Annotated in this window: 30 protein-coding genes; 18 read left to right on the top strand and 12 right to left on the bottom strand. The window is 72.9% G+C overall.

All coding sequences use genetic code 11. The features are described 5' to 3' along the window. Nucleotides 1-189 precede the first annotated feature (189 nt). On the bottom strand, nucleotides 190-537 hold the full coding sequence (locus tag ACFVVA_RS28740; RefSeq protein WP_387693702.1) for a GntR family transcriptional regulator: 348 nt from the start codon (nucleotides 535-537) through the stop codon (nucleotides 190-192). Nucleotides 538-760: 223 nt separating this feature from the next. Here ACFVVA_RS28740 and ACFVVA_RS28735 point away from each other — a divergent pair, with 223 nt between their 5' ends. The 17 genes from ACFVVA_RS28735 (at nucleotide 761) to ACFVVA_RS28655 (ending at nucleotide 13,871) form a co-directional block, all read left to right on the top strand. After that, a complete protein-coding gene (locus tag ACFVVA_RS28735; protein WP_387693700.1) occupies nucleotides 761-1,465 on the top strand; it encodes a hypothetical protein in 705 nt (234 codons plus the stop codon). A gap of 112 nt (nucleotides 1,466-1,577) precedes the next feature. Next, nucleotides 1,578-1,856 (top strand): hypothetical protein, encoded by a 279-nt coding sequence (locus ACFVVA_RS28730; protein ID WP_387693699.1) that lies wholly within the window; start codon nucleotides 1,578-1,580, stop codon nucleotides 1,854-1,856. Then, nucleotides 1,853-3,139 carry a hypothetical protein gene (locus tag ACFVVA_RS28725; RefSeq protein ID WP_387693698.1) on the top strand — a complete coding sequence of 429 codons (1,287 nt, stop codon included), beginning with the start codon at nucleotides 1,853-1,855 and terminating at the stop codon, nucleotides 3,137-3,139. The genes ACFVVA_RS28730 and ACFVVA_RS28725 overlap by 4 nt, the downstream gene beginning before the upstream one ends. After that, nucleotides 3,136-3,474, top strand: a complete 339-nt coding sequence (locus ACFVVA_RS28720; RefSeq protein ID WP_387693697.1) for a hypothetical protein — start codon at nucleotides 3,136-3,138, stop codon at nucleotides 3,472-3,474. The genes ACFVVA_RS28725 and ACFVVA_RS28720 overlap by 4 nt, the downstream gene beginning before the upstream one ends. Nucleotides 3,475-3,476: 2 nt before the next feature. Beyond that, a complete protein-coding gene (locus ACFVVA_RS28715) occupies nucleotides 3,477-3,857 on the top strand; it encodes an RRQRL motif-containing zinc-binding protein (RefSeq protein WP_387693696.1) in 381 nt (126 codons plus the stop codon). A 26-nt stretch (nucleotides 3,858-3,883) separates the two neighbouring features. After that, the gene (locus tag ACFVVA_RS28710) at nucleotides 3,884-4,270 is read left to right on the top strand and encodes an ATPase (protein ID WP_387693695.1); all 387 of its coding nucleotides are present in this window, start codon (nucleotides 3,884-3,886) and stop codon (nucleotides 4,268-4,270) included. Nucleotides 4,271-4,281: 11 nt separating this feature from the next. Beyond that, the gene (locus tag ACFVVA_RS28705; RefSeq protein ID WP_387693694.1) at nucleotides 4,282-4,518 is read left to right on the top strand and encodes a hypothetical protein; all 237 of its coding nucleotides are present in this window, start codon (nucleotides 4,282-4,284) and stop codon (nucleotides 4,516-4,518) included. 90 nt (nucleotides 4,519-4,608) lie between these two features. After that, nucleotides 4,609-6,273 carry a hypothetical protein gene (locus tag ACFVVA_RS28700; protein WP_387693693.1) on the top strand — a complete coding sequence of 555 codons (1,665 nt, stop codon included), beginning with the start codon at nucleotides 4,609-4,611 and terminating at the stop codon, nucleotides 6,271-6,273. Between the two features lie 93 nt (nucleotides 6,274-6,366). Beyond that, a complete protein-coding gene (locus ACFVVA_RS28695) occupies nucleotides 6,367-8,478 on the top strand; it encodes a hypothetical protein (RefSeq protein WP_387693692.1) in 2,112 nt (703 codons plus the stop codon). Nucleotides 8,479-8,710: 232 nt separating this feature from the next. Further along, complete coding sequence (locus tag ACFVVA_RS28690) at nucleotides 8,711-8,896, top strand: hypothetical protein (protein ID WP_387693691.1); 186 nt, start codon at nucleotides 8,711-8,713, stop codon at nucleotides 8,894-8,896. A 13-nt stretch (nucleotides 8,897-8,909) separates the two neighbouring features. Continuing rightward, nucleotides 8,910-9,125 (top strand): hypothetical protein, encoded by a 216-nt coding sequence (locus ACFVVA_RS28685; protein WP_387693690.1) that lies wholly within the window; start codon nucleotides 8,910-8,912, stop codon nucleotides 9,123-9,125. Further along, nucleotides 9,122-9,406, top strand: a complete 285-nt coding sequence (locus ACFVVA_RS28680; RefSeq protein ID WP_387693689.1) for a hypothetical protein — start codon at nucleotides 9,122-9,124, stop codon at nucleotides 9,404-9,406. The genes ACFVVA_RS28685 and ACFVVA_RS28680 overlap by 4 nt, the downstream gene beginning before the upstream one ends. Beyond that, the gene (locus tag ACFVVA_RS28675; RefSeq protein WP_387693688.1) at nucleotides 9,396-9,779 is read left to right on the top strand and encodes a hypothetical protein; all 384 of its coding nucleotides are present in this window, start codon (nucleotides 9,396-9,398) and stop codon (nucleotides 9,777-9,779) included. The genes ACFVVA_RS28680 and ACFVVA_RS28675 overlap by 11 nt, the downstream gene beginning before the upstream one ends. Nucleotides 9,780-9,795: 16 nt before the next feature. Beyond that, entirely contained in the window at nucleotides 9,796-10,065 is a 270-nt protein-coding gene (locus ACFVVA_RS28670; RefSeq protein WP_387693687.1) for a hypothetical protein, read from the top strand. Nucleotides 10,066-10,143: 78 nt separating this feature from the next. Next, nucleotides 10,144-12,138 carry a DUF3987 domain-containing protein gene (locus ACFVVA_RS28665; RefSeq protein ID WP_387693686.1) on the top strand — a complete coding sequence of 665 codons (1,995 nt, stop codon included), beginning with the start codon at nucleotides 10,144-10,146 and terminating at the stop codon, nucleotides 12,136-12,138. 257 nt (nucleotides 12,139-12,395) lie between these two features. Beyond that, nucleotides 12,396-12,626 carry a helix-turn-helix domain-containing protein gene (locus ACFVVA_RS28660; RefSeq protein ID WP_387693685.1) on the top strand — a complete coding sequence of 77 codons (231 nt, stop codon included), beginning with the start codon at nucleotides 12,396-12,398 and terminating at the stop codon, nucleotides 12,624-12,626. 3 nt (nucleotides 12,627-12,629) lie between these two features. Continuing rightward, nucleotides 12,630-13,871, top strand: a complete 1,242-nt coding sequence (locus ACFVVA_RS28655; RefSeq protein ID WP_387693684.1) for a tyrosine-type recombinase/integrase — start codon at nucleotides 12,630-12,632, stop codon at nucleotides 13,869-13,871. Between the two features lie 191 nt (nucleotides 13,872-14,062). Here the strand turns inward: ACFVVA_RS28655 and ACFVVA_RS28650 are convergent, their stop codons facing one another. From ACFVVA_RS28650 to rpsB, 5 genes are all read right to left on the bottom strand, one after another. Next, nucleotides 14,063-15,286 carry a phosphatidate cytidylyltransferase gene (locus ACFVVA_RS28650; protein WP_387693725.1) on the bottom strand — a complete coding sequence of 408 codons (1,224 nt, stop codon included), beginning with the start codon at nucleotides 15,284-15,286 and terminating at the stop codon, nucleotides 14,063-14,065. 281 nt (nucleotides 15,287-15,567) lie between these two features. Further along, nucleotides 15,568-16,125 (bottom strand): ribosome recycling factor, encoded by a 558-nt coding sequence (frr, locus tag ACFVVA_RS28645; RefSeq protein ID WP_359900627.1) that lies wholly within the window; start codon nucleotides 16,123-16,125, stop codon nucleotides 15,568-15,570. Nucleotides 16,126-16,223: 98 nt separating this feature from the next. Beyond that, entirely contained in the window at nucleotides 16,224-16,988 is a 765-nt protein-coding gene (gene pyrH / locus ACFVVA_RS28640) for a UMP kinase (protein WP_329929692.1), read from the bottom strand. Between the two features lie 261 nt (nucleotides 16,989-17,249). Beyond that, the gene (gene tsf, locus ACFVVA_RS28635) at nucleotides 17,250-18,089 is read right to left on the bottom strand and encodes a translation elongation factor Ts (RefSeq protein WP_387693683.1); all 840 of its coding nucleotides are present in this window, start codon (nucleotides 18,087-18,089) and stop codon (nucleotides 17,250-17,252) included. A 129-nt stretch (nucleotides 18,090-18,218) separates the two neighbouring features. After that, nucleotides 18,219-19,106 (bottom strand): 30S ribosomal protein S2, encoded by an 888-nt coding sequence (rpsB, locus tag ACFVVA_RS28630; protein ID WP_387693682.1) that lies wholly within the window; start codon nucleotides 19,104-19,106, stop codon nucleotides 18,219-18,221. A gap of 792 nt (nucleotides 19,107-19,898) precedes the next feature. Between rpsB and ACFVVA_RS28625 the strand changes: the two genes are divergently transcribed. Next, nucleotides 19,899-20,567, top strand: coding sequence for a peptidoglycan DD-metalloendopeptidase family protein (locus ACFVVA_RS28625; RefSeq protein WP_387693681.1), 669 nt, complete (start codon nucleotides 19,899-19,901; stop codon nucleotides 20,565-20,567). Nucleotides 20,568-20,616: 49 nt separating this feature from the next. Here ACFVVA_RS28625 and ACFVVA_RS28620 read toward each other — a convergent pair whose 3' ends face one another. The 6 genes from ACFVVA_RS28620 to ACFVVA_RS28595 all read right to left on the bottom strand — a co-directional run bounded on the left by ACFVVA_RS28620 (nucleotide 20,617) and on the right by ACFVVA_RS28595 (nucleotide 26,675). After that, nucleotides 20,617-21,207, bottom strand: coding sequence for a TetR/AcrR family transcriptional regulator (locus ACFVVA_RS28620; RefSeq protein ID WP_387693724.1), 591 nt, complete (start codon nucleotides 21,205-21,207; stop codon nucleotides 20,617-20,619). A gap of 138 nt (nucleotides 21,208-21,345) precedes the next feature. Further along, nucleotides 21,346-22,179 carry an RNA polymerase sigma factor WhiG gene (whiG, locus tag ACFVVA_RS28615; RefSeq protein WP_387693680.1) on the bottom strand — a complete coding sequence of 278 codons (834 nt, stop codon included), beginning with the start codon at nucleotides 22,177-22,179 and terminating at the stop codon, nucleotides 21,346-21,348. A gap of 560 nt (nucleotides 22,180-22,739) precedes the next feature. Next, the gene (gene dprA / locus ACFVVA_RS28610) at nucleotides 22,740-23,936 is read right to left on the bottom strand and encodes a DNA-processing protein DprA (protein WP_387693679.1); all 1,197 of its coding nucleotides are present in this window, start codon (nucleotides 23,934-23,936) and stop codon (nucleotides 22,740-22,742) included. Beyond that, nucleotides 23,933-25,675 carry a YifB family Mg chelatase-like AAA ATPase gene (locus tag ACFVVA_RS28605; RefSeq protein WP_387693678.1) on the bottom strand — a complete coding sequence of 581 codons (1,743 nt, stop codon included), beginning with the start codon at nucleotides 25,673-25,675 and terminating at the stop codon, nucleotides 23,933-23,935. The genes dprA and ACFVVA_RS28605 overlap by 4 nt, the downstream gene beginning before the upstream one ends. Before the next feature lies 1 nt (nucleotide 25,676). After that, the gene (locus ACFVVA_RS28600) at nucleotides 25,677-26,180 is read right to left on the bottom strand and encodes a YraN family protein (protein ID WP_387693677.1); all 504 of its coding nucleotides are present in this window, start codon (nucleotides 26,178-26,180) and stop codon (nucleotides 25,677-25,679) included. A 168-nt stretch (nucleotides 26,181-26,348) separates the two neighbouring features. Further along, nucleotides 26,349-26,675, bottom strand: a complete 327-nt coding sequence (locus ACFVVA_RS28595; protein ID WP_030056781.1) for a DUF2469 domain-containing protein — start codon at nucleotides 26,673-26,675, stop codon at nucleotides 26,349-26,351. Between the last annotated feature and the right edge of the window lie 17 nt (nucleotides 26,676-26,692).

Genomic DNA, 26,692 nt, shown 5'->3' with positions numbered 1-26,692 from the left:
GTGATACTACTCGTGTAAAGATGTGCAGCCGAATACCGGTAAGGCTCCGTGATACCGATTCCTTCGCGGCAGGTGTGAACTGATCTCAGTTCGCACCACCAAGGAGGCAGCAGTGGGGAGCCAGCCACCCCGATATGCAGAGAGGGGACCGCGCAGAACGCGCGATCCCCTGTTCCCCCCATCGGACCATCACTTGCCCTCAAGCTCCGCCACCCGCGCAGCCAGCGCGCGGAGTTCGTCCCGAACCTCTGCGAGTTCCTGCCGCAGCCGCTCGACATCCCCGGCCACCGCGCCGGCCTTGACCACCGCATCGGACGCCAAGAACGCCGCCTTGCCCTGGTGGCTCACCACCAGGCCGGCCTCCTTCAGGTGCGCCACAGCCGCCCGGGCAACTGTCGGAGTCACCTCGTACTCCGTCTGGAGCCCGGCCAGCGACGGGATCCGCCCACTGGAGGCGAACTCACCAGCGGCGATTCGCGCGCAGAGGTTGTCCGCCACCTGTCGATAGGCGGGCCTCTCTCCGGTCCACTCGACCATCAACTCTCACATCCCTCTGCGTCTCTGCCTCATAGTGCCGCACCCTCCGGCCGGAACCAATGCTTCCGCATGTCGTCGGGCCGATGGACTTGCCAACACTGTCCTCTCTGCCTCACAGTTGAACTGTGCGACAGAGAGAACAAAGCTCTCAGGTCGCGCTATTCCAGCACGTCAACGTGCTGATCCCGTCTGCGCTCCACCTGACGATTCAGGAGGTTTCGCCATGCTCGCTGCTTCCCGCACGTCCACCACCCCGACCGTGACTGGCCGTTCCTACGCCCGTCGTGTGGCGTCGCTGACCAGCGGTTCCCTTCGGATGTCGGCGGGGGCGTGGGTGGCCGAGGCACACGGCGCTGAGCGTCGGCGCCGCGCGGTGACGTGCCGGATCGGCCGTCTGACCGGGACACGGGCGCCGCAGTGGGTCGGCGAGATCGGCGAGCAGGAGTGGCGCACGATCCTCGCGGTCGGAGTGGCGGCCCTGGCCGACACCGCATCGTCGCCCCGGACCACCCCCGAGGAGAAGCGCACCTGCACTACGTGCGGTACCAGGCTGAACCGGGCGAACAGCGGCACCGTGTGCAGCCCCTGCCTGGTCTCCTCCGGGGCCGAATCGGAGCAGCAGGTCCCCGCCGCCGCGCGCCCCACCCCGGACATGGGCCACGTGGCCGACACGGCGCGGGAGGTCGCGCCGCACCTCGCCGACGGCACGGGCGGCAACGTGGTCGACCGGACCCACAACGGCCGTGTTGAGGCCTTGGTGGACGAGCTGCTGGCCGCCCAGGCAGCGAGCGTGCTGGACCTGGTCGGCGAGGACGAGCGCCGTCTGGTCGCTAAGTGGAGCCCGTTCCAGGGCGGCAAGCGCCATGTCGTGCGGTGCGCCGACGGCTCCCGCCGGTACGGCAACGGCGAGCTGGTCCCGGAGCACTAACCCCCAACTCAACCCATCTACTGCCCTGTTCGGTGGACGGCTCCCTAACTCCTTGGCCGGAAGAGGAGCCGTCCCCGCCGGGGCCACCCATCAACGAGGAAGAGGTAGACCCGTGAGGTCGATTGTTGCAGGCCAGCACGCCGTGGACTCGAAGGAGTTCGCGGAGCTGGCATTGGGCGTGGACGAGGAGTTGTTCACCGGGGTGCCCGGTGAGTCGGCGCTGGAGTACCGGGCTCGGATGGACGCTGCGGACGACATCGTGGCGGACTTGCGCCGGGAGGACCCGGAGCTGGCCGCGTACGCCGAGCGGCTGCTGGGCATGGCGCCGGTGCCGCTGTGGCGCCCGGCCGCGATCCGCCGCACCGCCAGCGTCGGGCGGGTGGCGGCGTGAGCGGGCTGAACGACTACCGTGCTGAGCGGCGCGAGGACGTCCGTGCCGAGCGGGCTGACACCCGGGCGGACCGGCGTGAGGAGCGCGAGCAGAAGCGGTTGGACGCCGAGGCGGCCCGCCAGCGGCGCCAGGCCGACCAGCGCGATGCCGAGCAGGCCCGGGACCGGCGCCGTGCGGTGCGGGCGGCGCGGTTCGGCCGGGTGACCGGCTGGGTGTCGGCGAACCCGGCGCGGGCGTTCGTCCGGCTGGTGCAGGCGTGCTCGATCGTGCCGGCCGTGGTCTCTCAGGTCGCCGCGCTCGACCACGCCAAGGTCGCGGTGCTGCTGGCGGTGCTGCTGGCCACGATGCTGGAGGGCGGCGCGTGGGCGCTGGTCGCCATGGGCGCCCAGAGCGAGGGTGAGCGCTCCACCCACACCTACCGCCTCGGCGCGTGGGCGGCCGGTCTGGTCGCTGCCGGGATCAACTTCGCCCACGGCTGGCAGCAGTATCCGCACTACCACTGGGTGGCGTTCGTGCTGGCCCTGTCCAGCATCGGCGCCGTCTGGCTGACCGACCTGCAGACCCATGGTGGCCGGGGCCCGACCACGGCCGAGAAGAAGACGGCGAAGGAGAAGGTCGAGCACGCCCGCCAGCGGGCCGAGCACCACCCCGAGGTCCGAAAGGTCGCGGATCGTCTGCTGTCCGCCGCCGCCTACGGAGCGTTGTCGCCGGACAAGGCGTGGCGGATCGCGTGGGAGTACGTCCACGGCGTCACCGAGCCCGGGCTGACCGCCGAACTGCTGGCCCAGCGACTGAACGCGAGGGCCCGGGTTGCGGAGCTGAGCGCGCTCCCGGCGCCGGCCGACCTGTGGCCGGGAATGCCCGACGACCCGTTCCCTGCCCTCACCCTCCCGCTGTCCCCCGGGCCGTCCGACGGCGTCTACCTCGACACGATTCCCGAGGGACTGGGAACCGCTTCCCCGATCACGACGCAAGCGCTCGAAGCCCTTTACGGAAGCGGGTCGAACGTGTCCGCACCGAACCCCGGCGGGCTCGTGGACGGCCCGTTGGCCGACGACGGCGGAAGCGCTTCCGGCCCCGCCGGGAAGCAAGCCCTCGACCCGACCGACCTCGCCCGGGTGCGCGTGCTGGCCGCCGACCTCGCCGCCGTCGGCAAGGAGCTGTCGACCCGCGCCGTTCGCTCCCTGCTCGGCTGCCGCAACGACTACGCCGTCCGCCTGTGCGCCGCCGTCAAGGCCGAACGCACCCCCGGCAACGACACCGGAACGGAGAACGCACAGTGACCACCCTGCACTCGACCGGCGTCCCGCAGCTCACCGCCGCCGGCGCCCTGCTCTCCATCCTCAGCGCCAACACCCGCCTGCCCGAACCGCACGCGACGCTGCACCTCGTCGCCACCGGCGACGACGACACCCCCGCGCAGTGGGGCGTGGAACTCATCCTGGAGGACGCCCCGGCCGGCTTCGAGCAGTGGCGCGAGGCCCTGGGGATCGACTTCGCCGCGGTCGACCGCGGCCACTGCGACCTGACCGCCTGGCTCATCACCCGCACCACCCACGCCGGCGTCCCGGTCACCCTGGTCGTCTACTTCGACCTGTCCGACCCGGACGACGAGTAGCCGTGGCCCGGCCCCGGTTCTGGGACCCGGAGGGCCGCCGGTCCGGGGGCATCCCCACCTACCCGTGGAGGATGGCCCCGGCCGACCTGCTCACCCGCCGACAGCTCCGCGCCCGCGGCCTGCGCCCGAACGGGCAGGACGTCGCCGCGCAGCTCATGTGGCGCTCCCGCCGCTCCATCACGGGCGTGCGGGTCGCCTACCTCTACCGCCCCGACCTCGCCGCGCCCGTCCGCCCCATGACCGAGGGCAGGCGCAGGGCGCTGGCCGCCGCACTCGCCGCCCGCCGCACCTGCCCGACCTGCGGCACGGACGCCGGATACGTCCTGCCCGCGCACCTCGGCACCTGCCTGCCCTGCGCCGACGGCATGCCCCTCGCGGCCTGAACCTTCCCCCTCAAGGAGTCCCTGCCGTGTCCGTGACCGAAATCCGGGTGGTCAGCTTCGGCTACCTGCACGGCGCCCCGCCCGAGGCGACCGTCGTCCTCGACCTGCGGCGCCACTTCCGCGACCCGCACGTCGACCCCGCCCTGCGCCACCAGACCGCGCACGACCTGCCGGTGCGCCGGGCCGTGCTCGCCACCCCGGGCATCCGGGAGCTGATCGCCGCCGCCGCGCTGCTGGCCGACGCCTACGACGCCGGGCCCGCCGCCGCGCCGCTGACCATCGCGGTCGGCTGCGCGGGCGGCCGCCACCGCGCCGCCACCGTCGCCCAGGCCCTCGCCGCCCGGCTCCGCAAGACCGGCACGACCGTCCGCCTCACCCACCGCGACCTGGCCAAGCCGGTCGTCGAGCGCTGAAGGAGCACAGCGTGACCACCACGCCCGGCCCCATCCCCGTCGAGCCCACGCACACCTGGCTGATCACCCTCCAGAAGCCCCTCAGCTACGGCGTTTCCACGCTCACCCTCAACGGGGTCCTCACCCCCGAGCCCGGCGAGACCCGCCAGTCCGCCTACCGGAAGATCCGGAACTCGATCGACCGGCAGGAGCCCGACATGGTCGGCGCGAACGTCCTGTTCTTCTCTCTGGAGCCCTACCGGCTCTGACCGGCCTCAACGGCCCGGAACCGCCATCCTGCTGGCGAGCTGTCGGCGGTTCCGGGCCTCCCGTCCTCGCAGAGAACCGGAGCGCCCATCATGTCCGAACCGGTGGCCTCGACGCTGGTCGAGGTCGTCCCCGCGCCCCAGAACCAGCCACCCCCCGACCCGAAGCCCAAGGCCGAACCGAAGCCCGCGTCCTCGCCGGGCGCGATGCCGGGCGTCCCGCTGGCGGTGGCCGTCGCCAACGCCCTCGGGGCCGCAGGCGCCGGGGCCGCATCGCTGGGCGGCGGAGCCGTCGCCGTGGTCGGTGCCGCCGGCGCCGCCGCCGCCATAGGCGGTCTGGCCCGCAAGGCCCGCAACCGCCGCACCAACCCCCACCCCACCAGCACGGCCGCCGCTCACCGGGCGGGCGGGGCGGGTGGCCTCTTCACCCCGCCCGCCCGCGCCGCCACCGTCTCCAACTCCGCTTCGCCGCAGCGTCGTTCGGCGAGCACGGTCGGCTCGGCCTCCCGGTCCGGCTCCGGTCCGGCCGGTGGCCGGGGCGGGGCCGGTGTTCCCGCCCACCACACCGCAGACCCGAAGGGACGGCCCGGCATGCAGCGAACGGCCGGAACCATGCACACCGCCGCCGACCGCGCCGGGGCCGGCGGCGCGCCCGGGCATGCCGAGCGGCCCGCCGCCCGGAGTGCCGGTGCCGGGTACCGGCCGCCCGCGATCGTGCACACCCTGGCCAAGGCCGCCTCCCGCCTGCCGGGCCTCCAGGACCCGGCCCAGCCCGGGCAGGCCCAGCGGCGCACCCAGCGCCGGGACGAGCGCCTCGCCCGGGTCGCCGAGCGCACCGCCCGCCGGGTCGCCAAGGGCCAGGCCAAGGCCCTCCAGGCGGCCGGCATCGACCCGGCCACCGGCGCGGGCGCCCACCCGAAGAGCCCGACCGCCGCACGCGGACAGGTCAACCCGGTGCAGGCCAAGGCGCTGAAGCGCTCGGCGATGCGCCACCGGGCCCGGATGGGCGGCGCCGCCCTCGCGACCGGCCTGGTCGGCCTCGGCTCCGCGCTGATCGGCAACTGGCGCCACAAGGGTCGCGTCTCCGGCCACATGCGGCGCATGTGGCGGCGCATGACCGAACGCGCCCGCGTCGTGCGTGACGCCCGTGACGCCGCGATCCTCGGCCACGGCGACCAGGGCGTCGACCCGGTCACGGGGGCGGCGGGTGTGCCGGTCCCGGCCGAGACCGTCAACATCCCCGGCCGCCCCACCCCCGCCCCGGCCCCGGCTGGCACCGACGACCTCGTGTTCGAGCTCTTCGGCCGCCCCTGCCGCCCCGACACCACCCCCTTCGTCGAACCGATCACCCTCGGCAAGCCCACTGTGAAGGAGACCGCCACCGTGACCACGCCCTCCAACGGCGCCACCACCGCCGGCCCGTTCAGCCTCACCGCCGCCGCCGACGACCTCCTCACCCTCGCCAGCACCTTCGACCCGGAGACCATGCTGGACTTCCTGCGGCTCTGCGACGAGCTGCCGCTGGGCTTCAGCACCCTCCAGGAGGTCCTGCGGGTCCTCGCCGAGAAGGGCGCCGAGGAACTGCCGCTCGACCCGAGGGTGGTCGAGGAGATCAGCCAGGGCTACCAGGCCATGCGCCGCGTCGTGGACGCCCTGGACGAGGTCGCCCCGACCTTCCGACAGGTCCACGAGGCCGAACTCGCCCGCTACGACAACCCCCGCAACGGCCTGGACGCCGAGCGGAAGTGGAACGTCTGACCCACCGTCGCCTCCCCAGCACCCACACCCCCAGCCGGGCCGTCCACACCCCTGTGGACGGCCCGGCACCCTTTCCGGCTGGAGACCGCCACCATGACCAAGAACACCAAGAACCACGGCCCGCGCCTGGACTGGAACGCCGGACACGGCCTGCTGTCGGGCACGCTGAACGGCACCCTCGGCGCCCTGTCGACGACCGCGCTCGGCCACGCCACCGGCATGCCCGCCGGATGGGCCCTCGCCGCCGGAGCCGCCGGAGCCATCGGCACCCTCGGCGCCGGCCTGCGCAAGCGCCTGACCACGGCGACGCTCGCGTTCCGGGGCACGTGCTGGATGGCCGCGGGCGGCTGGTCGTCGTGGGCGCTCGCCCACGGCGGCCCGTGGCAATGGCCCGAGCTGGGGTCGCTGGCCGTCGCCGGGATCGCCGCCGGCACGCTCGGCGCCGCGTTCGCCGCCCACGAGGAGGTCGAGCAGGCCAAACGGCAGCACCTGCTGCTGATCGGCGCCCGCCGCCAGCTCGCCGCCGACTGGACCGATCGCATCCGCCGAGTCTGCTCGGTGGAGGTGACCGTGCTCGGCATCGAGCACTGGCCCTCCGGCGCCGGTTACACCCTGGAGCTGGAGCTGCCCGAGGGAGGCACCACTCGCCGCTCCATCGCCGACCGCGCCGAGGGCCTGGGCTCCGACCTCGACCTGCCCGACGGCTGCGGCCTGCAGGTCATGCCCGGCATCTCCCGGCGCCGCGTCCTCATCCAGGTCACCACCAAGGTCCTCACCGGCGACTTCCTCTTCCCCGTCGAGGAGATCGAGGAGACCACCACCGTCAACAACCCCATCCCGATCGCGCTGCTGTCCGACGGGGCGCGGGCGGAGATGGACCTGCGGCAGGCCTCCACGATCGTCACCGGCCCCACCGGGACCGGCAAGACCAACTGGCTCCACACCCTGATCGCCCGGCTGAACCAGACCAACGACGTGCTGGTGTGGGTGATCGACCTCAACGGCGGCTCCATCGGCCTGCCCTGGCTCAACGCCTGGCGCGACGCGCAGATCGGCCGCGAGGGCTCGCGCTGGGCCGACGCCGACATCCCCGTCCCGGGCGTGGACTGGGTCGCCTCCACCATCGAGGAGGCCAAGCGCATGCTCGCCGTCGCCGTGCGGATCGCCAAGTCCCGCAAGGTCGCCTACCAGGACGCGATGCGCGACGCCAACGACGACAAGCTCCCCGTGTCCCCGAAGATCCCCGAGATCGTCCTCATCATGGACGAGGGCGCCGAGGCCGCCGCCAGCCGCGAGGCCCGCCAGATCATCGCCGGAGTCTCCGAAGTCGTGCGCATCGCCCGCGCCATGGCGATCCGCGCCGTCATCTCCGTCCTGCGCGTCACCCAGGACGTCCTGCCCGACCCGCTGGTCCGCAAGATGGCGAGCAACCGCCTCGCCACCGGCGCCATCGAGGACTCCGAACTCGGGCACCTCTTCGGCTGGCGGGCCCTGCGCGCCGAGGACAGCTTCTCGGGCCCGGGGTCGGTGCTGGTCGGCACCGAGGGCAAGCAGCCCGCCAAGGCCCGCCAGCCGCGCATCACCCCCGACATGATCGAGGAGATCAGCGCGGCCACCGCCCACCGCCGCCCCGCCCTCGACGCCCCCTCCCTCGAAGCCGCGGGCACCGACTACACCGGCCGCTGGACCATGGACCGCTGCGGCCACCTCTGGCCCAGCACCGAAACCGTCACCGCCGCAGCCGCCCCCGCCGCGACGAGCACCACGTCCGGCCCGGCGCCCACCGGCCCCGCCAAGGGCGGCGCCCCCGCCGGCGGGTGGAAGGCCACCGCCGGATGGGACAAGCCCCCCACCGACCCGGACGACGAGCTGGAATCGATCTGGCTGATGCCCTCCGCCACCAAGGACGACCCCACCCCGGACGGCACCGACTGGGCCGACCCGTCCACCTGGACCACCGGCCGCGAGGAGACCGCGCCCGAGACCCCGGACGCGAAGGACGCCGCCCTGCGGCTGCTGCGCGACGCCGGCCCCGAGGGAACCGGCGCCTCCGCCATGGAGCGGGCCCTGAAGGACACCTACGGCACCCGTCGCCCCGTCCTCCAGAACTGGCTCAAGGCCTGGGTCGAGTCGGGCGAAGCGGTACGCGTCGGCGAGGGCAGCAAGACCCGCTACGTCCACCGCGACCACGCCTCCGGCGCCTGACCGAGGCCGCCTGTCTGTCACCTGTCACCCGCTCTCGAAATGGGGGTCTCTCCCGACGCGGGCAGCTGTCATCCCCCCTGTGACCTGCGGATTACAGGTGACAGACAGGTGACAGGCGACAGGTGACAGACAGGCCGGATGACACCCCGGATGACAGGCGCCACGGCCCGCCCCGACACCACCCGGGCGGGCCGCTCCACACCCGCACAACACCCACCGGAAAGGCCCCGCCGTGATCGTCTCGCTCAGTATCACCGTCCTATTCGCCATCATCGCGATCCTCCTCGTCCGGGCTCGCCGCTCCACCCTCGGCGCCGCCGTCGTCGTCTGGCTGTCGGGCTTCACCACCGCCGGCACCGGCCTCGCCGACCCGGTCAACACCTTCCTCGCCGCCGTCGCCCACCTCTTCCACCGCTGACCCGGCGACCGCGATGACCGCCCCCGCCCCGATCCGCCCGCTCGCCGCGGCCCACCTGCGCGAGGCCCTCCAGGCCGCCGCCGACCGCGAGCCGGCCACCGCCCTCGCCGCCCTCATGCACATCGACCCCGACTCCTGGCAGGCCATCGAACAGCGTCTCGCCGCGCTCGGCACCGACCTGCTCGACGTCCTCGCCCACGCCACCAGCACGGGAGGAACCCCCCGATGAGCACCACCAGCGACCTCATTACCGCCGCCGTCCTCATCGCCCCCGGCGCCATCCTCAGCATCCCCGTCCTCGCCTCCCAGCGCGGCGCCCACGCCGACAGCACCACCGTCCGCCGCGCTCTCGCCGCCCCGGCCGCCGAACGCGCCGCCCGCACCACCGCCACCAGCGACGCGGCCCCGCCCGACGGCGGCGACGGCGCCCCCGCCCCGGCCGTCACCACCCCGGCCCGGCTCGCCACCGTCCTCGCCTTCCCCAAGGGGCGGGTGCGGCATGCGGCCTGATCCCCAGCAGCACCGGTCCGTGCAGGGCGTGGACCTGTTCGCCGGGGCCGCCCTGTGGGAGGCCGTCCTGGCCGCCGCGGCGGGCCGCTGCCAGTGCCGGGGCACCTGCGGCACCAGCCACGACAAGGACGGCGGACGCTGCCCCGCCGTCCACGGCGCCTACCAGACCAAGCACGGCCGCGGCTGGGTGCACCTGCTCGCCGCCCCGGCCGACCCCGCCGCACTGCTGCTGCCCCCGCACAAGGCCGCCGCCCTGCCCAAGCGCGAGCTGACCGCCTGGTGCCGGCACTGCCACGACGCCACCCGCCGCGACGCCAAGGCCGCGCAGGCCAGCGCCCCGGCCGCCGAGTCCGACGCCCTGTTCGACCTCTGACCCGCCGGGAGAACCTGTGCCCATCAAGCCCGTGACCTGCCACGTCGCGATCTGCGACGTCTGCGGCACCACCTACGGCACCGACCGCGACGACGAGCACGCCGTCCACTGCACCACCCGCGAGGCCGCCGTCGACCTGGTCCACGCCGACCCCGAGTGGCTGGTCACCACCGACGGCCACGTCATCTGCCTCCTCGGCGACCCGGCCCACCAGGCCGCCCTCGACGCCCTGCTGCCGCCCGCCCCGGCCACCGTCTGCGACGGACAGCTCCCGCTCGACCTCTGACCTCCCATACTTCGGGCGGTCCGCGCCCGAAGACCTCCCCGGGCTCGGGCCGCCCGCTCCTGACGAAAGGAGCCCGCGTTGAGCACCGAGAATGCGCCGAATGTGATCCCGTTCCGCCCCGAGCCCGCCGAGGTCAAGGCCGCCGAGCAAGCCGTCATCGGCGCCGCCCTGCTCGACCCCACCCAGATCCCGGCGCTCGCCGCCCAGATCGGCGACCCGAACACCTTCTACCACCCCGCCCACGAGACCATCTGGCGCACCATCGTCCGCATGGCCGACGGCGAACGGCCGGTCGACCCGGTGCTGCTGGCCAGCGTCCTGAGCGCCCGGGGCGACCTGGTCCGCGTCGGCGGGCCCGGCTACCTGCACACCTGCATCGCAGCCACCCCCACCGCCGCAAACGGCGACTACTACGCCGAGATCGTGCGCGTCGCCGCCGAACGCCGCCGCATCGGAAAGGCCACCAGCCGCCTCGCCCACATGGCCGGCGACAGCCAGACCGACCTGGAGGCCGTCCGCACCGCCGCCCTGGCCGCCCTCGCGGACCTCGCCTCCGGTGACACCTGGCTCGACCCCGTCCCGCTCGGCTCCCACGGCACCCTGCCCACCTTCCCCGTCGACGCCCTCCCGAAGTGGGTCGGCGCCTACGTCGAAGCGGTCGCCGAGTTCACCCAGACCCCGCCCGACATGGCCGCCACCATGACCCTCGCCGCCCTGTCCACCGCCGCCGGCGGCCGGGTCAACGTGCAGATCCGCCCCGGCTGGTGCGAGCAGTCCAACCTCTACCTGGTCTGCGCGATGCCCCCCGCCAGCCGCAAGAGCGACGTCTTCGGGCTGACCACCGGCCCCGTCTACAAGGTCGAGGCCGAGCTCCAGGCCGAAGCCCGCGCCCGCATCATCGAGGCCGAGACCGCCCGCGACGCCGCGACCGCCGAGGTCGAGGCCCTGATGGCCAAGGCCCGCAAGAACCCCGACACCGACCGCACCCAGCTCGTCGCGGAGATCTCCGCCGCCAAGATGCTCGCCGAGGAAATCGCGGTCCCGCCGAACCCGCGCCTGACGCTGTCCGGGGACATCACCCCCGAGACCGTCACCCACCACCTCGGCGTCCACCGCTGCCTGGCCGCCCTCTCCCCCGAAGGCGACCTGTTCGACAGCATCGCCGGCCGCTACAGCAGCAAGCCCAACCTCGGCGTCTTCCTCCAGGCCCACAAGGGCGAGCGCCTCCAGACCGACCGCATCACCCGCGAACAGCCAACCACCGACCGCCCCGCACTCACCATCGGCGTCACCCCGCAGCCCGCCGTCCTCCAGGAACTCGGCGCCGCCCCCGGCGCCCGCGACCGCGGCCTGCTCGCCCGCTTCCTCTACTCCCTCCCGCCCTCCAACCTCGGCTACCGCAAGATCCGCACCACCCCCATCCCCGACGCCGTGGCGAACGCCTACGACCGCAACCTCACCCGCCTGCTCCGCGCCATGACCGACCTCACCGACCCGGTCACCGTGCTCATGAACCGGGCCGCCGACCTCGCCATCGAGCGCCTTCAGGAGCGTGTGGAGGTCCAGCTCCGCCCCGACCAGCCGCTCGCCCACATCCGCGACTGGGCCGGCAAGCTCGTCGGCCACATCGCCCGCATCGCCGTCCTGCTCCACCTCGCCGACCACATCGCCTCCGACCAGGACCCCGGCGCCTGGCGCGCCGACCTGGAGGCCGCCACCGTCGAGCGCGCCGCCGAGATCGCCGACTACTACACCGCCCACACCCTCGCCGTCTTCGACCTCATCGCCGCCGACCCCGCCACCGACGACGCCCACACCCTCCTCCAATGGCTCCAGCGGCCCAAGAAGGACGGCACCCACCGAACCCACATCAAGGCCCACGACGCCGTCGCCAGCAGCCGCCGCTTCAAGAAGGTCGCCGACGTCGAACCCGCCCTGAACCTCCTCGAACAGCACGGCTGGCTCCGCACCGACCAGCCCACCACCGACGGCCGCCGGGGCCGCCAGCCCGCCATCACGTTCCGTGTTCACCCCGCCCTCGCCACCGCCGTAGACGGAGCGGAAGCCCCGTAACCGTCAGGGATGTCAGGGAAAATCCCTGACCAGCCAAAACAGGCCCTGACCGCACGTCAGGGATTGTCAGGGATATCAGGGAAAAGCCGAATTTCCCTGACATCCCTGACAATCCCTGACGCCCTGCCAGGAGCCAAAACCGCAGGTCAGCGATTTTCCCTGACATCCCTGACACTTTCCGGCCCCAACCCCCGTCCACGCACAGGGGCCGTGACGCACAGCAGCCACCATCCGTACTCGCCGACGGAGGCTCTGCCATGCCCTCGAAGGGCCGCAACACGAGCACCGATTCGAACATCCGCGCTCTGCCGACCAGCTACCTCGAACCCGAGGACGTCGCCGCGCTGTTCAAGGTCCCGCTGGAGACCGTCTACCAGTGGCGCCGCAAGCGCACCGGCCCGCCCGGGTTCCGGGTCGGCCGACACCTCCGCTACCACCCCGACGCCGTCGCCCAGTGGGTAGCGGACCAGAGCCGAGAGGCGGCCTGACCCATGGCCGGACACATCCAGGACCGCTGGTACAAGACCGAGAAGGGCCCTGACGGCAAGCCCCACCGCGTCCGCACTGACCGCTACGGCACGGGCAAGCGCTACCGGGCCCGCTACGAAGGCCCGGACGGCAAGGAGAAGAGCAAGAGCTTCCCCGACCGACAGAAGCGCCAAGCCGAGAACTGGCTGATCGAGACCGAGGCCGACATGTCCCGCGGCCAGTACATTGACCCGAGGGCGGGCAGGACCACGTTCCAGCAGTTCGCAGAACGATGGCTCAAGGCCCAGACCACGGACCCTGCCAGTCAGATTCTGGTGGAGACCAGGCTCCGGCTGCACGCCTTCCCCCGGATCGGCCAGCGGCCGCTCGACTCGTTCCGGCCGTCCCACATCCAAGAGCTGGTGAAGGAGCTGGAGCAGAGCCCGATCTCGGGCGGGTACGCCCGGAACATCTACTCCGACGTGCGAGCGGTCCTGTCCGCCGCCGTGGACGACGGGCTACTGAACCGCAACCCGTGCGGCGCCGCATCGGTCCGCCCGCCGACCGTCGAGACTCGCCGAGTTGTGCCCTGGCTCCCGGAGCAGGTGTTCGCGGTACGCGGTGCCCTGCCGGAGCGATACCAGGCGATGGCCGATCTGGGTGCCGGGTGCGGTCTTCGGCAGGGTGAGATCGTCGGACTCGCAGAGGACGACACGTTCGACTTCGAGTCGGGCACCGTACGAGTGCTCCGGCAGGTGAAGCAGATCCGGGGGAAGGCGGTGTTCGCTCCCCCGAAGTGCAACAAGGAGCGGGACGTGCCGCTCCCCAGCTCCGTCGCTGCTGCCGTCCGCGCCCACATGGACGCGTACAAGCCCGTGCCTGTCACGCTCCCGTGGAAGACCCCGGACGGGCCGAAGGTGACCTACCGGCTGCTGTTCACCAACACCGCCGCCGGGCTGGTCTGGCGGAGCAACTTCAACCTTCAGGAGTGGAAGCCCGCTATCGCCGCGGCCGGCCTCATTCCGACCCCGCGTCGTGGCGAGGCCTATGCCTCCGCGCGGGAGCATGGGATGCACGCCCTGCGGCACTTCTACGCCTCGGTGCTACTGGACGCCGGGGAAAGCATCCGGGCCGTGAGCGACTACCTCGGCCACGCGGACCCGGCCCTGACGCTCCGGGTGTACGCCCACCTCATGCCGAACAGCCAGGACCGCGCCCGAAAGGCCGTCGACCGGCTGTTCCTGCCGGGCGAACCGACGGCCTGACGGCCCAGGGACGGCCCAGAGCGCGCGCAAAGGCCCCCTACTGGCGGGAAAACCGCTGGTAGGGGGCCTTTTGCTGCTTCGCCCGTCACTGTTCTCCGGGCTTAGGCATGGTTGTTCCAGTGTCGCAGACGCGCGAGGGCCCCGGACGCCAGGCGTCCGGGGCCCTCCCTGGTACGTCTCGTACGCGCCCGTCAGCTGCCGACGAACGCGGCCAGCAGCAGCCAGACCACCGGGGCGGTCGGCAGGAGCGAGTCCAGCCGGTCCATGATGCCGCCGTGGCCGGGCAGCAGCGTGCCCATGTCCTTGATCCCGAGGTCCCGCTTGATCATCGACTCGCCCAGGTCGCCCAGGGTCGCGGTGACCGCCGCGCAGCCGCCCAGGATCAGGCCCTGCCACCAGCTGCCGCCGTCGATCATCAACTGCATCAGCAGCGCGCCCGCCAGCATCGACAGCGCGATGCCGCCGGCCAGGCCCTCGCGGGTCTTGCCCGGGCTGATCGTCGGGGCCAGCTTGGTCTTCCCGAACTTGTAGCCCACCGCGTACGCGCCGGTGTCGCTGCAGATCGTCACGATCAGGAAGAGCACGATCCGCTGGGGACCGTCGTCGGCCGCCAGCATCATCGCCACGAAGGTGGCCAGGAACGGCACGTAGAAGGCCGTGAACACGCCTGCCGTTATGTCCCGCAGGTAATCCTCCGGCGGCTCGGCCATCCGCCAGACCATCACCGCCAGCCCGGTCAGCGCCAGCGCGGCGGCCGCCCACTGGATGCCGGACCAGTAACCGGTGGCGACCATGGCGACGCCGCCCACGACCAGCGGGATCAGCGGCGCCTTGATCTGCTTGCGCTCGGAGAGCCGGCTGGTCAGCTCCCAGACGCCGACCGCGACCGCGGCCATCACGACGACCAGGAACAGCGCCTTCACCACGAACAGCGAGGCGACGATCACCGCGCCCAGACCGACGCCCACGCCTATGGCGGCCTGGAGGTTACGGCCACCGCGCTGCTTGGGCGGCTGCGGCTGCGGGGCGGACTGGGCGGCCACGGGTGTCTCCTGCCCTGGGTGGGACGACGGCACGAAGTGGGGCTGCCCGACCGCCGAGTGGTTCGCCGGCGGCGCGGGATGCACCGGTGCCCCCGGGTGCGGCGGGGTGCCGCGGCCGGGGGCGGGAGGGACGTCGTCGGATATCGCGCGCAGCACGACCGTCTCCGTCACGCCCGGCGGCGCCGGCTCGGGCCGGTCCTCCCGGAACAGCGGGCCGTTCAGCCGGCCGGACTCCCTGCCCTGCCCCTCGGCGGGCCCGGCCGGGCCACCGGTGGCGGGCCGGCCGTGGGCCGGGGACCGACCGTGGACGGCGGACCGGCCGCGGGCGGGCGCGCCGGGCGGCGGACCGGGCTCGGCCGGCACGGGAGGCATGACCTGAGTCTCCTCCGCGTCGCCGCCCCAGTACACCGGAGGCTGCTGCGACTGATCCGAACGGAGGCCCGGCGTCCCGTGGGCGACGCCCGGCGCGCCCGGGGGCACGGCGTGGCCGCCCGGGTGGCCGGGGTGTCCCTGGGCCGGCGCCGGCTGCGCGCCGTACCCCGGCACCGGATGGGCCGGGGTACGGGCGGCCTGCGGGTGCGGCGCCGGGTGGTGGGGCTGGAACTGCTGGTCGGACGGGCCCCAGTAGCCGGGGGCGTCAGGGGCGTCGTTCATCAGACCTCGAGCAGCTCGGCTTCCTTGTGCTTCAGCAGCTCGTCGACCTGGGCCACGTACTTGGCCGTGGTGTCGTCGAGCTCCTTCTCGGCGCGGCGGCCGTCGTCCTCGCCGACCTCGCCGTCCTTCACCAGCTTGTCGATGGCGTCCTTGGCCTTGCGGCGCACCGCGCGGATCGACACCTTGGCGTCCTCGCCCTTGGTGCGGGCGATCTTGATGAACTCCCGGCGGCGCTCCTCGGTCAGCTCGGGCAGCACCACGCGGATGATCGAACCGTCGTTGGACGGGTTGACGCCCAGGTCGGAGTCGCGGATCGCCTGCTCGATGGCCTTCAGCGCGGTCTTGTCGAACGGCGAGACGACCGCCATCCGCGGCTCCGGCACCGAGAAGGAGGCCAGCTGGTTGATCGGCGTCACGGCGCCGTAGTACTCCGCGACGATCTTGGCGAACATCGCCGGGTGCGCACGGCCGGTGCGGATGGCCGCGAGGTCGTCCTTGGCGACGCCGACGGCCTTCTCCATCTTCTCCTCGGCCTCGAGGAGGGTCTCTTCGATCACTGTGGTCTCCCTGTCCGGTTCATCTGCTGTTGTCCCGACCGGTGTCGGCGCGGTGGCCGGTCCCGGCGTCGGCGCCGTCCAGTACGGCTGGTTGCTGCTCAGGCCCGGACAGAATCCTGGCTGATGAGTGTGCCGATCTTCTCACTCTTCACCGCGCGCGCGATATTGCCCTCCGCCAGCAGTTCGAAGACCAGCATCGGAAGGTTGTTGTCCTTGCACAGCGTGATCGCGGTGAGGTCGGCGACCTTGAGGTCGCGCGCGATGACCTCGGAGTACTCCAGCGCGTCGAACTTGACCGCGTCCGGGTTCGTCCGCGGGTCGGAGTCGTAGACGCCGTCCACGCCGTTCTTGCCCATCAGCAGGACATCGGCGTGGATCTCCAGGGCGCGCTGCACGGCCGTGGTGTCGGTGGAGAAGTACGGCATGCCCATACCGGCGCCGAAGATCACCACACGGCCCTTCTCCAGGTGCCGGACGGCCCGCAGCGGCAGGTACGGCTCGGCGACCTGGCCCATGGTGATGGCGGTCTGGACCCGGGTCTCGATGCCCTCCTTGACCAGGAAGTCCTGCAGCGCCAGGCAGTTCATGACGGTGCCGAGCATGCCCATGTAGTCGGAGCGGGCCCGGTCCATGCCGCGGACCTGGAGCTCGGCGCCCCGGAAGAAGTTGCCGCCGCCGATGACCACCGCGACCTCGGTACCGGCACGGACGACGGTGGCGATCTCCCGGGCGATCGCGTGCACGACGTCCGGGTCGACGCCGAGCCCGCCGCCACCGGCGAAGGCTTCACCGGACAGCTTGAGCAGCACCCGGCGGCGCGAGCCGTCCCTGGGGTCCTGCGCGGTCTCCTGCGTCTCCTGCATGGACTTCTCCTTTTTGCACCTACTGGTCACAGGCGCGGGTGTGCGGATGCCCCGCCTGCGCGTACACGAGAGGAGGCCACTGCCGCGGGAACCGGTTCGGTGTCCTGCACGGCAATGGCCTCCTCGTCGTTCATGGTGCCGACGCGAGCCCGCCCGTTGGGGATAGGCGCGGGGTGAGCCCGTTCGGCGTTCCTCCCGCCCCGATCAGCGGGCGGGGGCGGTTCCCAGCGTAAAGGGGCCGGGGACCAGGTGGAACGTGGCTCAGGCGCCGACGCGGAAACGCGCGAAGCGCTTGAGGGCGACGCCGTTCTCCTCGAGAACCTTGGCGACGGTCTTCTTGTTGTCCTTCGCGAAGGCCTGCTCCAGGACGGAGAACTCCTTCACGAAGCCGGTGACGCGACCCTCGACGATCTTCGGCAGGGCGGCCTCCGGCTTGCCCTCCTCGCGAGCGGTGGCCTCGGCGACGCGGCGCTCGTTCTCGATGTCCTCGGCCGGGATGTCCTCGCGGGACAGGTACTTCGGGGCGAAGGCGGCGATGTGCTGCGCGACGTCCTTGGCGACCTCGGCGTTCTCCTTGTCCAGCTCGACCAGGACGCCGACGGCCGGCGGCAGGTCGGGGCTGGTCTTGTGCAGGTAGACCGCGACGAAGCCGTCACCGTCGAACTGGGCGAAGCGGCGGAAGACGATCTTCTCGCCCAGGGTCGCGTTGGCCTCGTCCACGAACTGCTGGACGGTCTTGCCGGCCTCGATCTCGGAGGCCAGGGCGGCGTCCAGGTCGGCCGGGGCGGTCTTGGCGACGTGGGCGGCGATGGCGTCGGCGACCTTGACGAAGTTGTCACCCTTGGCGACGAAGTCGGTCTCGCAGTTCAGCTCGACCAGGACGCCGGACTTCTTGTCCTCGGCGATCAGCGCGGCGACGGCGCCGTTGGAGGCGTCGCGGCCCTCGCGCTTGGCGACGCCCTTCTGGCCCTTGATGCGCAGGAGCTCGACGGCCTTCTCGACGTTGCCCTCGGCCTCGTCCAGGGCCTTCTTGCAGTCCATCATGCCGGCGCCGGTGAGCTCACGGAGCTTCTTGACGTCCGCGGCGGTGAAGTTCGCCATGGTGTGAATCTCTTCTCGCGTCTCGCGTGTCTGCGTGGAGTAGCGCCGGGACCGATGGTCCGGTCCCGGCGCGGGAGAGAGGGGCACCCGCCGGCTTCGTACCGGCGGGTGCCCCTCACCCTTGGTACGTCAGGCCTGCTCGGCCGGCGCCTCGGCCGCGGGGGCCTCCTCGGCGGGCGCCTCGGCGGCGGGGGCCTCGGCGGCGGGGGCCTCGGCGGCGGCGGGGGCCTCCTCGGCCTTCTTCTCGCCCTCGATGAGGTCCTTCTCCCAGGCGGCCAGCGGCTGGTCGGCACCCGGCTCGGCCTTGGCGTCGCCCTTGGCGACACCGGCGCGGGACTTGAGGCCCTCGGCCACGGCGTCGGCGATCACGCGGGTCAGCAGGGTGACGGAGCGGATCGCGTCGTCGTTGCCCGGGATCTTGTAGTCGACCTCGTCCGGGTCACAGTTGGTGTCGAGGATGGCGACGACCGGGATGTTGAGCTTCCGGGCCTCGCCGACCGCGATGTGCTCCTTCTTGGTGTCCACGATCCAGACGGCGCTGGGAACGCGCTGCATGTCGCGGATACCGCCGAGGGTCTTCTCCAGCTTGTCGTGCTCGCGCTGGAGGACCAGGAGCTCCTTCTTGGTCAGGCCGGAACCGGCCACGTCCGAGAAGTCCAGCTCGCCGAGCTCCTTCAGGCGCTGGAGGCGCTTGTAGACGGTCGAGAAGTTGGTCAGCATGCCGCCGAGCCAGCGCTGGTTCACGTAGGGCATGCCCACGCGGGTGGCCTGCTCGGCGATGGCCTCCTGGGCCTGCTTCTTCGTGCCGACGAAGAGGACGCTGCCGCCGTGGGCAACGGTCTCCTTGATGAACTCGAAGGCGCGGTCGATGTAGTTCAGCGACTGCAGGAGGTCGATGATGTAGATGCCGTTGCGCTCGGTGATGATGAAGCGCTTCATCTTCGGGTTCCAGCGGCGGGTCTGGTGACCGAAGTGGACGCCGCTCTCCAGCAGCTCCCGCATCGTGACGACGGCCATTGCCGTACTCCTTGGTGTTACGGCCCGGCGGCGGCACTGCCTCGCAGCGATAGCCCACAGCCGGGTCAGGCTCGGTTTGTCCGTGGCGGCCAGGTGACAGCCACGCCTGACGCCCCGAACGTGCCGAGCCGCTTGAACCCTCCCGGCCCGGGGGCCGGTCGAGCTCGGCGGACCGAGCGGCACTCGCACCTGGCGGGGCTGCGGACGAACCGCGTCCGACCGCCGGTGGCGGGGCGTGCGAAGTCGACCCGGCGGACCGGGTCGCGTGTGAAGTGTACGGGAAGCCCCGAGGCGCGAGCGACTCCACGAGTGGCCGGGGGCCCGCCGAAGACCTGGGGGGAGCCCGGAGAACGGCCGGGGTGGGCGGGTTTCGGCGGGGGTGCGGTGGGGGTCCGGTGGGGGTGCGGCGGGGGTGCGGCGAGGGTTCGGCGAGCTCGGTGCGGGACCGGGCCGGGGTCCACGGGCCGCTGCGGGAGCGGAGCCGGGGGTGGGCGTGCGGCAGGGCGCGGGGGTGGGGTGCGAGCGGGGGGCGGGGGTGCGAGCGGGGAGTGCGAGCGGGGGCGGGCGCGATGGCGGGGGCGGGCTCGTCGGCCGCGGGCTCGGGGGTGGGGTGGGTGCGGGCTCGGGTCCGGCGGCGGCCGGCACGCGGCCCGTCGGCGGCGGGCCGCTTCTACACCGGATGGTGGCGTTCGTACACCCGTCAGGGGGATGGCGGTCGGGCGCGAGGACGGTTTGTCCACAGGAATCCGAATGTGGGTGGCACTGGGGCGACCGGGCGGCGAGCCTGCGGGCATGACTGGTCGCGGGTGGTTCGACGGGGTGTCCGTGGTGGTGAAGGTGATGACGGTGGTTCTCGTGCTCGCGCTCGCGCTCGGGCCGGCGGGGGCTTCTGGCGCCGTCGGCGCCTCGGGGGCTTCGGGCGCCGTCGGGGCGTCGGGCGCCGTCGGGGCTTCGGGCGCCGTCGGGGCGTCGGGACGCACGGGTGCGGCCGACCTCCCGGGCTCGGGTGGCGGGGCCGGGTGGGGTGGAGCGCGCGCCTGGCCGGTGGGCGGGCCGGGCGGGGTGCTGGGCCGCTTCGAGCCGCCGGCGAAGGTCTGGGCCGCCGGGCACCGGGGCGTGGACCTCGCCGCCGAGCCGGGGGTGGAGGTCCGGACGGCGGCTCCCGGAGTGGTCGCCTTCTCCGGGCTGGTGGCAGGGCGGCCGGTGGTGACCGTCGCCCATCCCGGTTCGGGCTCTCCCCCGCTGCGGACCACCTACCTGCCCGTCACCGGCACTGTCCCGGTCGGCACCCCGGTGGCCGCCGGACAGCCGATCGGGCTGCTCGCTCCGGACGGGCGCCACTGCGCCGGGCGGGACTGCCTGCACTGGGGGCTGCTGCGCGGAAGCCGCTACCTGGACCCGTTGGCCCTGTTCGGCGCGGGCACGGCGCGACTACTGCCGTTGAGAGGCACGGACGGGTAGGACCGGGGCCGAGGTCAGGCTCGGGACCGGGACAGGTTCAGGTTCAGGTTCAGATTCCGGGGTGGACGAGTCCGTGCAGCACCATCGCGACGGCGGCGTCGGCGATCTCCTCGGGGCTCTCGGTCGCACAGCCGGTGCGGCCTCCGGCCGTGGCCTGCTCGGCCCTGCGGGTCGCCGCCTCCACGACGCCCTGGACCAGGGCCGCGGCGAGCCGGGGCTGCGCGTGGCCGAGGTCCTCCAGCGTCCGGCCGACCAGACCGGCCAACCTGCCGTGCGCGGCCCTGATCCGCTCGCGCGCGGCCTCGTCGAGCTCCAGTGCCGAGATCGCCACCACCGCCCGATGCCGGGGGTCGGCGGCCAGCGCCAGCTGGCCGCGGACGTAGGCCTCGATCCGCTCGACGGCGGTGTCGCAGCTCTCCATCCCGGCCTCGATCTCGGCCGCCCAGAGCGGGAGGTCCACCTCGCAGAGCGCCTCGACCACGGCGGCGCGGGAGCGGAAGTACTCGTAGACCGAGGAGCGCGCCAGCCCGGTGCGCGTCGCGAGTGCGGGGAAGGTCAGGGCCTCCATGCCGCCCTCGGTGAGCAGGATGCGGGCAGCATCGAGAAGCGCTGCGCGCTGGAGCTGGCGATGCTCGGCCACCGTGGCCGCTCGGATCTTCGGCACGCTCCCACTCTACGGAGCCATACCTCCGGCCGGTACGGCGCCGCGCATCGGGAAGATGCCCGGGCCCAGGAGCGGCTTCCGGCGGCCAGGCGTCGACGCCCGGGTGCCGACGCCCTATCGGATGTCCGACAGCTTGGCGCGCAGCTGGAGGACGGACTTGGTGTGGATCTGGCTCACCCGGCTCTCCGTCACCCCCAGCACCTGTCCGATCTCGGCGAGGGTGAGGCCCTCGTAGTAGTAGAGCGTCACCACGGTCTTCTCCCGCTCGGGGAGGGTGTTGACCGCCTGGGCCAGCAGCCTGCGCAGTTCGCGGTCCTCGGCCACCTCGACCGGGTTGTCCGCGCCGTGGTCCTCCAGGGTGTCCATCAGGCTCAGCCGGTCGCCGCCCTCCCCCACCGGGTGCAGCAGTTCGTCCAGCGCCACCACGTTGGCCAGCGACAGCTGGCTGAAGATGGCGTGCAGGTCCTCGATCGCGATGCCCATCTCGGCCGCGACCTCCGGCTCGTGCGGCGTCCGGCGCAGCCGGGCCTCCAGCGTCGCGTACGTCCGCTCGACCGCCTTCGCCTTCTGCCGTACCGAGCGCGGGATCCAGTCCAGGGCACGCAGTTCGTCGATGATCGCGCCGCGGATGCGGCTGATCGCATAGGTCTCGAACTTGATGGCACGGCCGATGTCGAACTTCTCGATCGCGTCGATCAGCCCGAAGACCCCCGAGGAGACGAAGTCCGCCTGTTCCACGTTGGAGGGCAGACCGACCCCGACCCGCCCCGCCACGTACTTGACGAGCGGTGAGTAGTGCAGGATCAGCTGCTCGCGCAGCCGCTGGTCCCCGCTCTCCTTGTAGGAGCGCCAGAGTTCCTCGAGCGCGGTGCGGCCCTGGGCCGCGGCCTCCCGGGCGCCCTGCCCCTGGCCTCCGTCCGCCGCCCTCTCCCGGCGGGGCGGCGACACCGGCGAGGCGCAGGCCGGGGAGACGGCGCTCCCGCCCGACGCACTGCCGGGCGACCGGGGCGCACTGGCCACTCCCGCGCCGGGGGGCACCCCGGCGGGTGCACCGGCGGGCGCGCCGGCGGAGCCTGCCGCGTCCGCGCCCTGGAGCGGCTCGGCACCCCGGGCCGCGTCCGTAGGCTGGGGCGCCACCGCCGGCCGCCCGCCCTGGCGCGACAGGCCTCCCATCGTCCCCGCCGACCTGGCCGGGAAGTCGGGTACGGGGCGCCTCTCGGTCCGCGGCCCTCCCGAGGACCGAGCGCCACCGGTCACTCTGTGTCCGGGAATGTGTGTGGGCATGCGTTGGTCTGCGCCGTTCTGCCGAGTCATGTGCTGATAGGGAAGGCATGTGGAGCGTAGCGTGACCAACTCACTGCAAAGCGCTACCGCCACCCGGTCGTCCCCCGATCCGGTGGCGTTCGCACACCGGATCCGGGCGACGAACAGGAGAACCGGATCGGCAGGTCAGCAGGGCGGCTCCGACGTGCGTTCCCTCGACGCGAGCGCGTTCTCCGTGCCGGCGATCACCTCCTGCGCACCACGCGCCAGTGCGCGCCGTGCCGCTCCACGTAGCCGAGCGAGCCCAACTCGTAGAGCCGTTGAAGAACTTCGTCCGGCGGGAGACCGGACTGCCGGGCCAGTCGCTCGACGGGGGCGCCCTCCGGCGTCGCCGGTACGGCTTCCAGCACCCGGGCGACCGCCGGCTCCAGCAGGTCGCGCGGGAGCACCGGACCGCTGCGCTGCGGTGCCAGATCGTCGCCGATCGCCCCGATCAGCTCGGTGATCTCGGCCGCGTCGGTGACCAGGACGGCGGCGCCGCTGCGGATCAGGGCGTGCACCCCGGCGGAGAAGGCCGAGGTCACCGGGCCCGCGACGCCCATGGTGTGACGGTTGAGGTCCCGCGCCCGCCTGGCCGTACTCAGGGCGCCGCTGCGCACCGCCGCCTCGACCACCACCGTTCCCCGGGTGAGCGCCGCGATGACCCTGTTGCGCAGGACGAAGCGGAAGCGGTTCGGGTGCTCCCCGGGCGGGAGTTCACTGACCAGCAGACCCTGGACGCCGATCCGCCGGATCAGTTCGGCGTTGCCCTTGGGATAGGCCACGTCGACGCCGCAGGCGAGCACCGCGGCGGTCATTCCGCCGACCGCGAGTGCCCCGCGGTGTGCGGCCGCGTCGATCCCGTAGGCCGCTCCGGAGACCACCATCCAGCCGCGCTCGGCCAGTTGGGCCGACAGCTCCCCCGCGACGTGGGCGCCGTAGGCGGTGCAGGCGCGGGAGCCCACCAGCGCGACCGAGCGGAGCGCGAGCAGCCGCAGCGAGCCGGTACCCGCCACCCAGAGCCCGACCGGACGTCCGTCGCCCAGGTCGTCGAGTTGGCTGGGCCACTCGGTGTCCCCCGGAATGATGAACCGTCCACCGACGTCCCGTACCCGTTTCAGGTCCATCTCCGGGCTCAGGCCCGGGAGCCGCGCCTGGTACCCGGCCAGTCGGGTGGCGTCCAGTCCGGGATGGTCGGGCACCGTCCCGTCCCGGATGGCCTTGACCACGTCGACGGCGGAGAGTTGGCCGAGCCACCGGCCGACCACCGCGTCCCCCGGTTCGCTGAGCCGGCCGATCAGCACCCGGGCGAGGCGCTCGGGCTCGGGCCCGTCGTTGGTTGCGGCACCGGCACCGGCCTCGGCCGCGCCGGGAATTCGAGGTTGCCTCAACAGCTGGTTCATGCCTCACCCTTCTGGTTCCGCGAACGGTCGTCGAGCACCCCGGGCGTCTTGGGCGTCCTGGGCGTCCTGGGCGTCGCGGACCAGCCGTCCTCCGGACTGTCGCGCTGCGCCGGGATTCCGCCGAGCCGGCCGAGGACCCGCCCGGCCAGCGGGAGTCCGTGCTCCACCCCGGTGCGCAGGACCAGCGCGGTGCGCACGTCCCGCTGGTCCGGCCGGTCGCGTCCGGCGAGGTCGGCGACCGTCCACGCGACCCGGAGCACCCGGTCCAGGCCCCGGGCGGTCAGCTGCCCCCGCTCCAACTGCCGCGCGGCGTCGTTGAGCGCGCCTGGCCCGAGCTGCCAGCGGGTGCGCAGTTCGTGGCCCGGCACCTCCGCGTTGGTCCGCCACGGGGTGTCCGCCAACCTGGCCGCCGCCCGCTCACGCGCGGCCAGCACTCTGGCCGCGACGGTCTCGGTGGTCTCCGCCGTGGTGTCCCGCTCCATGAGCTCGACCCTGGTCACCGGGGCCACCTGGACCTGGAGGTCGACCCGGTCCAGCAGCGGCCCGGAGAGCCGCCCCTGATAGCGGCTGACCATGGCCGGGGTGCACTCGCAGCCCTCACCCCGCCGCGAGTACCGGCCGCACGGACAGGGGTTGGCCGCCAGGCAGAGCAGGAAGCGGGCCGGCAGCCGCAACGAGCCGGCCGAGCGGGCGATCACCACCTCGCCCGCTTCCAGCGGCTGGCGCAGCGCGTCGAGCACCCGGACCGGGAACTCCGGCGCCTCGTCCAGGAAGAGCACGCCCCGGTGGGCCAGCGAGACCGCTCCCGGTCTCGGCAGACCGCTGCCGCCGCCGACGATGGCCGGCATCGTCGTGGAGTGGTGCGGAGCGCAGTAGGGCGCGGTGTCGATCAGTGGACGCCCGGCCGGGAGCAGCCCGGCCACCGAGTGGACGGCGGTGACCTCCAGTGCCTCCTTCTGGGTCAGCGGGGGGAGCAGCGAGGGCAGCCGCTCCGCCAGCATCGTCTTGCCCGCCCCCGGTGGGCCCTTCAAGTAGAGGTGGTGGCCTCCGGCGGCGGCGATCTCCAGGGCCCGCCGGGCCTCGTACTGGCCGGCCACATCGGCCATGTCGAGCCGGGACGCCCGGTCGTCGGGCAGGCCCCGCACCCCCGCGCTGGGCAGCATCAGACCGGCCATCAGCGGATCCGGCCGGCCGCCGATCGGGTCGGGCGGCTCCTCCGGTGCCTGCGCGCCGGTCAGGGTGGCGACGAGCTGGCGCAGGCTGCGGACGCCGATCACCGTTACCCCGGGAACGAGCGAGGCCTCGGGCGCGGTCTGTTCGGCGACCACGACCCGCTCGTACCCCGCGTCGGCGGCGGCCAGCACCGACGGCAGCACCCCCCTGACCGGCCGCACCCGGCCGTCCAGCCCCAGCTCGCCGATGATCAGCAGGTCGGCGATGGCGGCGGGGTCGAGCCGTTCCGCGGCGGCCAGCACGGCGCAGGCGACCGCGAGGTCGAAGCCGCTGCCGCTCTTGGGCACCGAGGCGGGGCTGAGGCCGACCGTCAGCTTGCGCTGCGGCCAGGCCTCGCCGCTGTTCACGACCGCGGCACGGACCCGGTCGCGGGCCTCGGTGAGCGCCTTGTCGGGCAGGCCGACCAGGGTGAACGCCGCCACCCCGGGCTCCAGATCGGCCTGGACCTCGACGATCACTCCGTCGACGCCGACCAGCGCGACGGAACAGGTACGGGCGAAGGCCATCTCAGACCACCCCCCGCAGGTGGTCGACCAGGGCCGCACCCCGCGCCCGGTTGACCACCGCGACCAGGTCGATCCGCACTCCGCCCGGTGGGGCGGGCGGCCATTGCGGATCGGTGGGCCCCGGGTCGTAGCCGGGCCCGGCCAACTCCGCGAAGTGACCGGGCCAGCGCTCGGCCATCCAGCGCTCGGCCAGGCGCTGCAGTCGGGCCGCCTTGGCCCGGTCGATGGCCTCGGTGGGCTGCTGGAACCCCCGCTCGGAGCGGGTCTTGACCTCGCAGACCGCCACGGTGTCGCCGTCGAGGGCGACGATGTCCAGCTCGCCCTCGACGCAACGCCAGTTGCGGTCCAGGATGCGGAGCCCGGCCTCGGTGAGGCGGCGGGCGGCGACCCGCTCCCCGTAGCGGCCGAGCCCGTTCTTGGTGCTGCGCTCCGGGATCGCCCGCGGGGCCTTCCCGGCTGCGGCCGTGTCCGGTACGGCCTGGTCCTGCACGACGGTGTGCTGCATGGTGACCACCTCCGCCGAGGAGGCTGCACCAAGGCGCGCGCCGAGGCCCGGGAATTCCCTGTCCCTGTGGATAACCCGGGCCTGTGGACAACTTTTGTCACCCGCAGGAGTGAGAAGCCCCGTTCCTCCCGAAATCGGCTGGACAACGCGGGACGGAGTCGTTCAACGTCAGTTCCCGAAGCCGGACTCGTCCGAGGGCAGCTCCAGGTCGCTCTTCGCGAGTTCCTCGATGTTCACGTCCTTGAAGGTCAGCACCCGGACCTTGCGGACGAACCGGGCCGGCCGGTACATGTCCCAGACCCACGCATCCGCCATCGACACCTCGAAGAACACCTCGCCCTGGACCGAGTGCACCTGCAGCTCGTAGTCGTTGGTGAGGTAGAACCGTCGCTCGGTCTCGATCACGTACTTGAACAGGCCGACGACGTCCCGGTACTCCCGGTAGAGCTTGAGCTCCATCTCGGTCTCGTACTTCTCGAGATCTTCGGCACTCATCCAGGCGTCCCCTCAAC

Source organism: Kitasatospora sp. NPDC058048, from assembly GCF_042885555.1.
GTDB classification, from domain to species: Bacteria; Actinomycetota; Actinomycetes; order Streptomycetales; family Streptomycetaceae; genus Kitasatospora; species Kitasatospora lactacystinica.
Note: the sequence above shows the minus strand (reverse complement) of the source record. Positions and strands in the feature narration are given on the sequence as shown.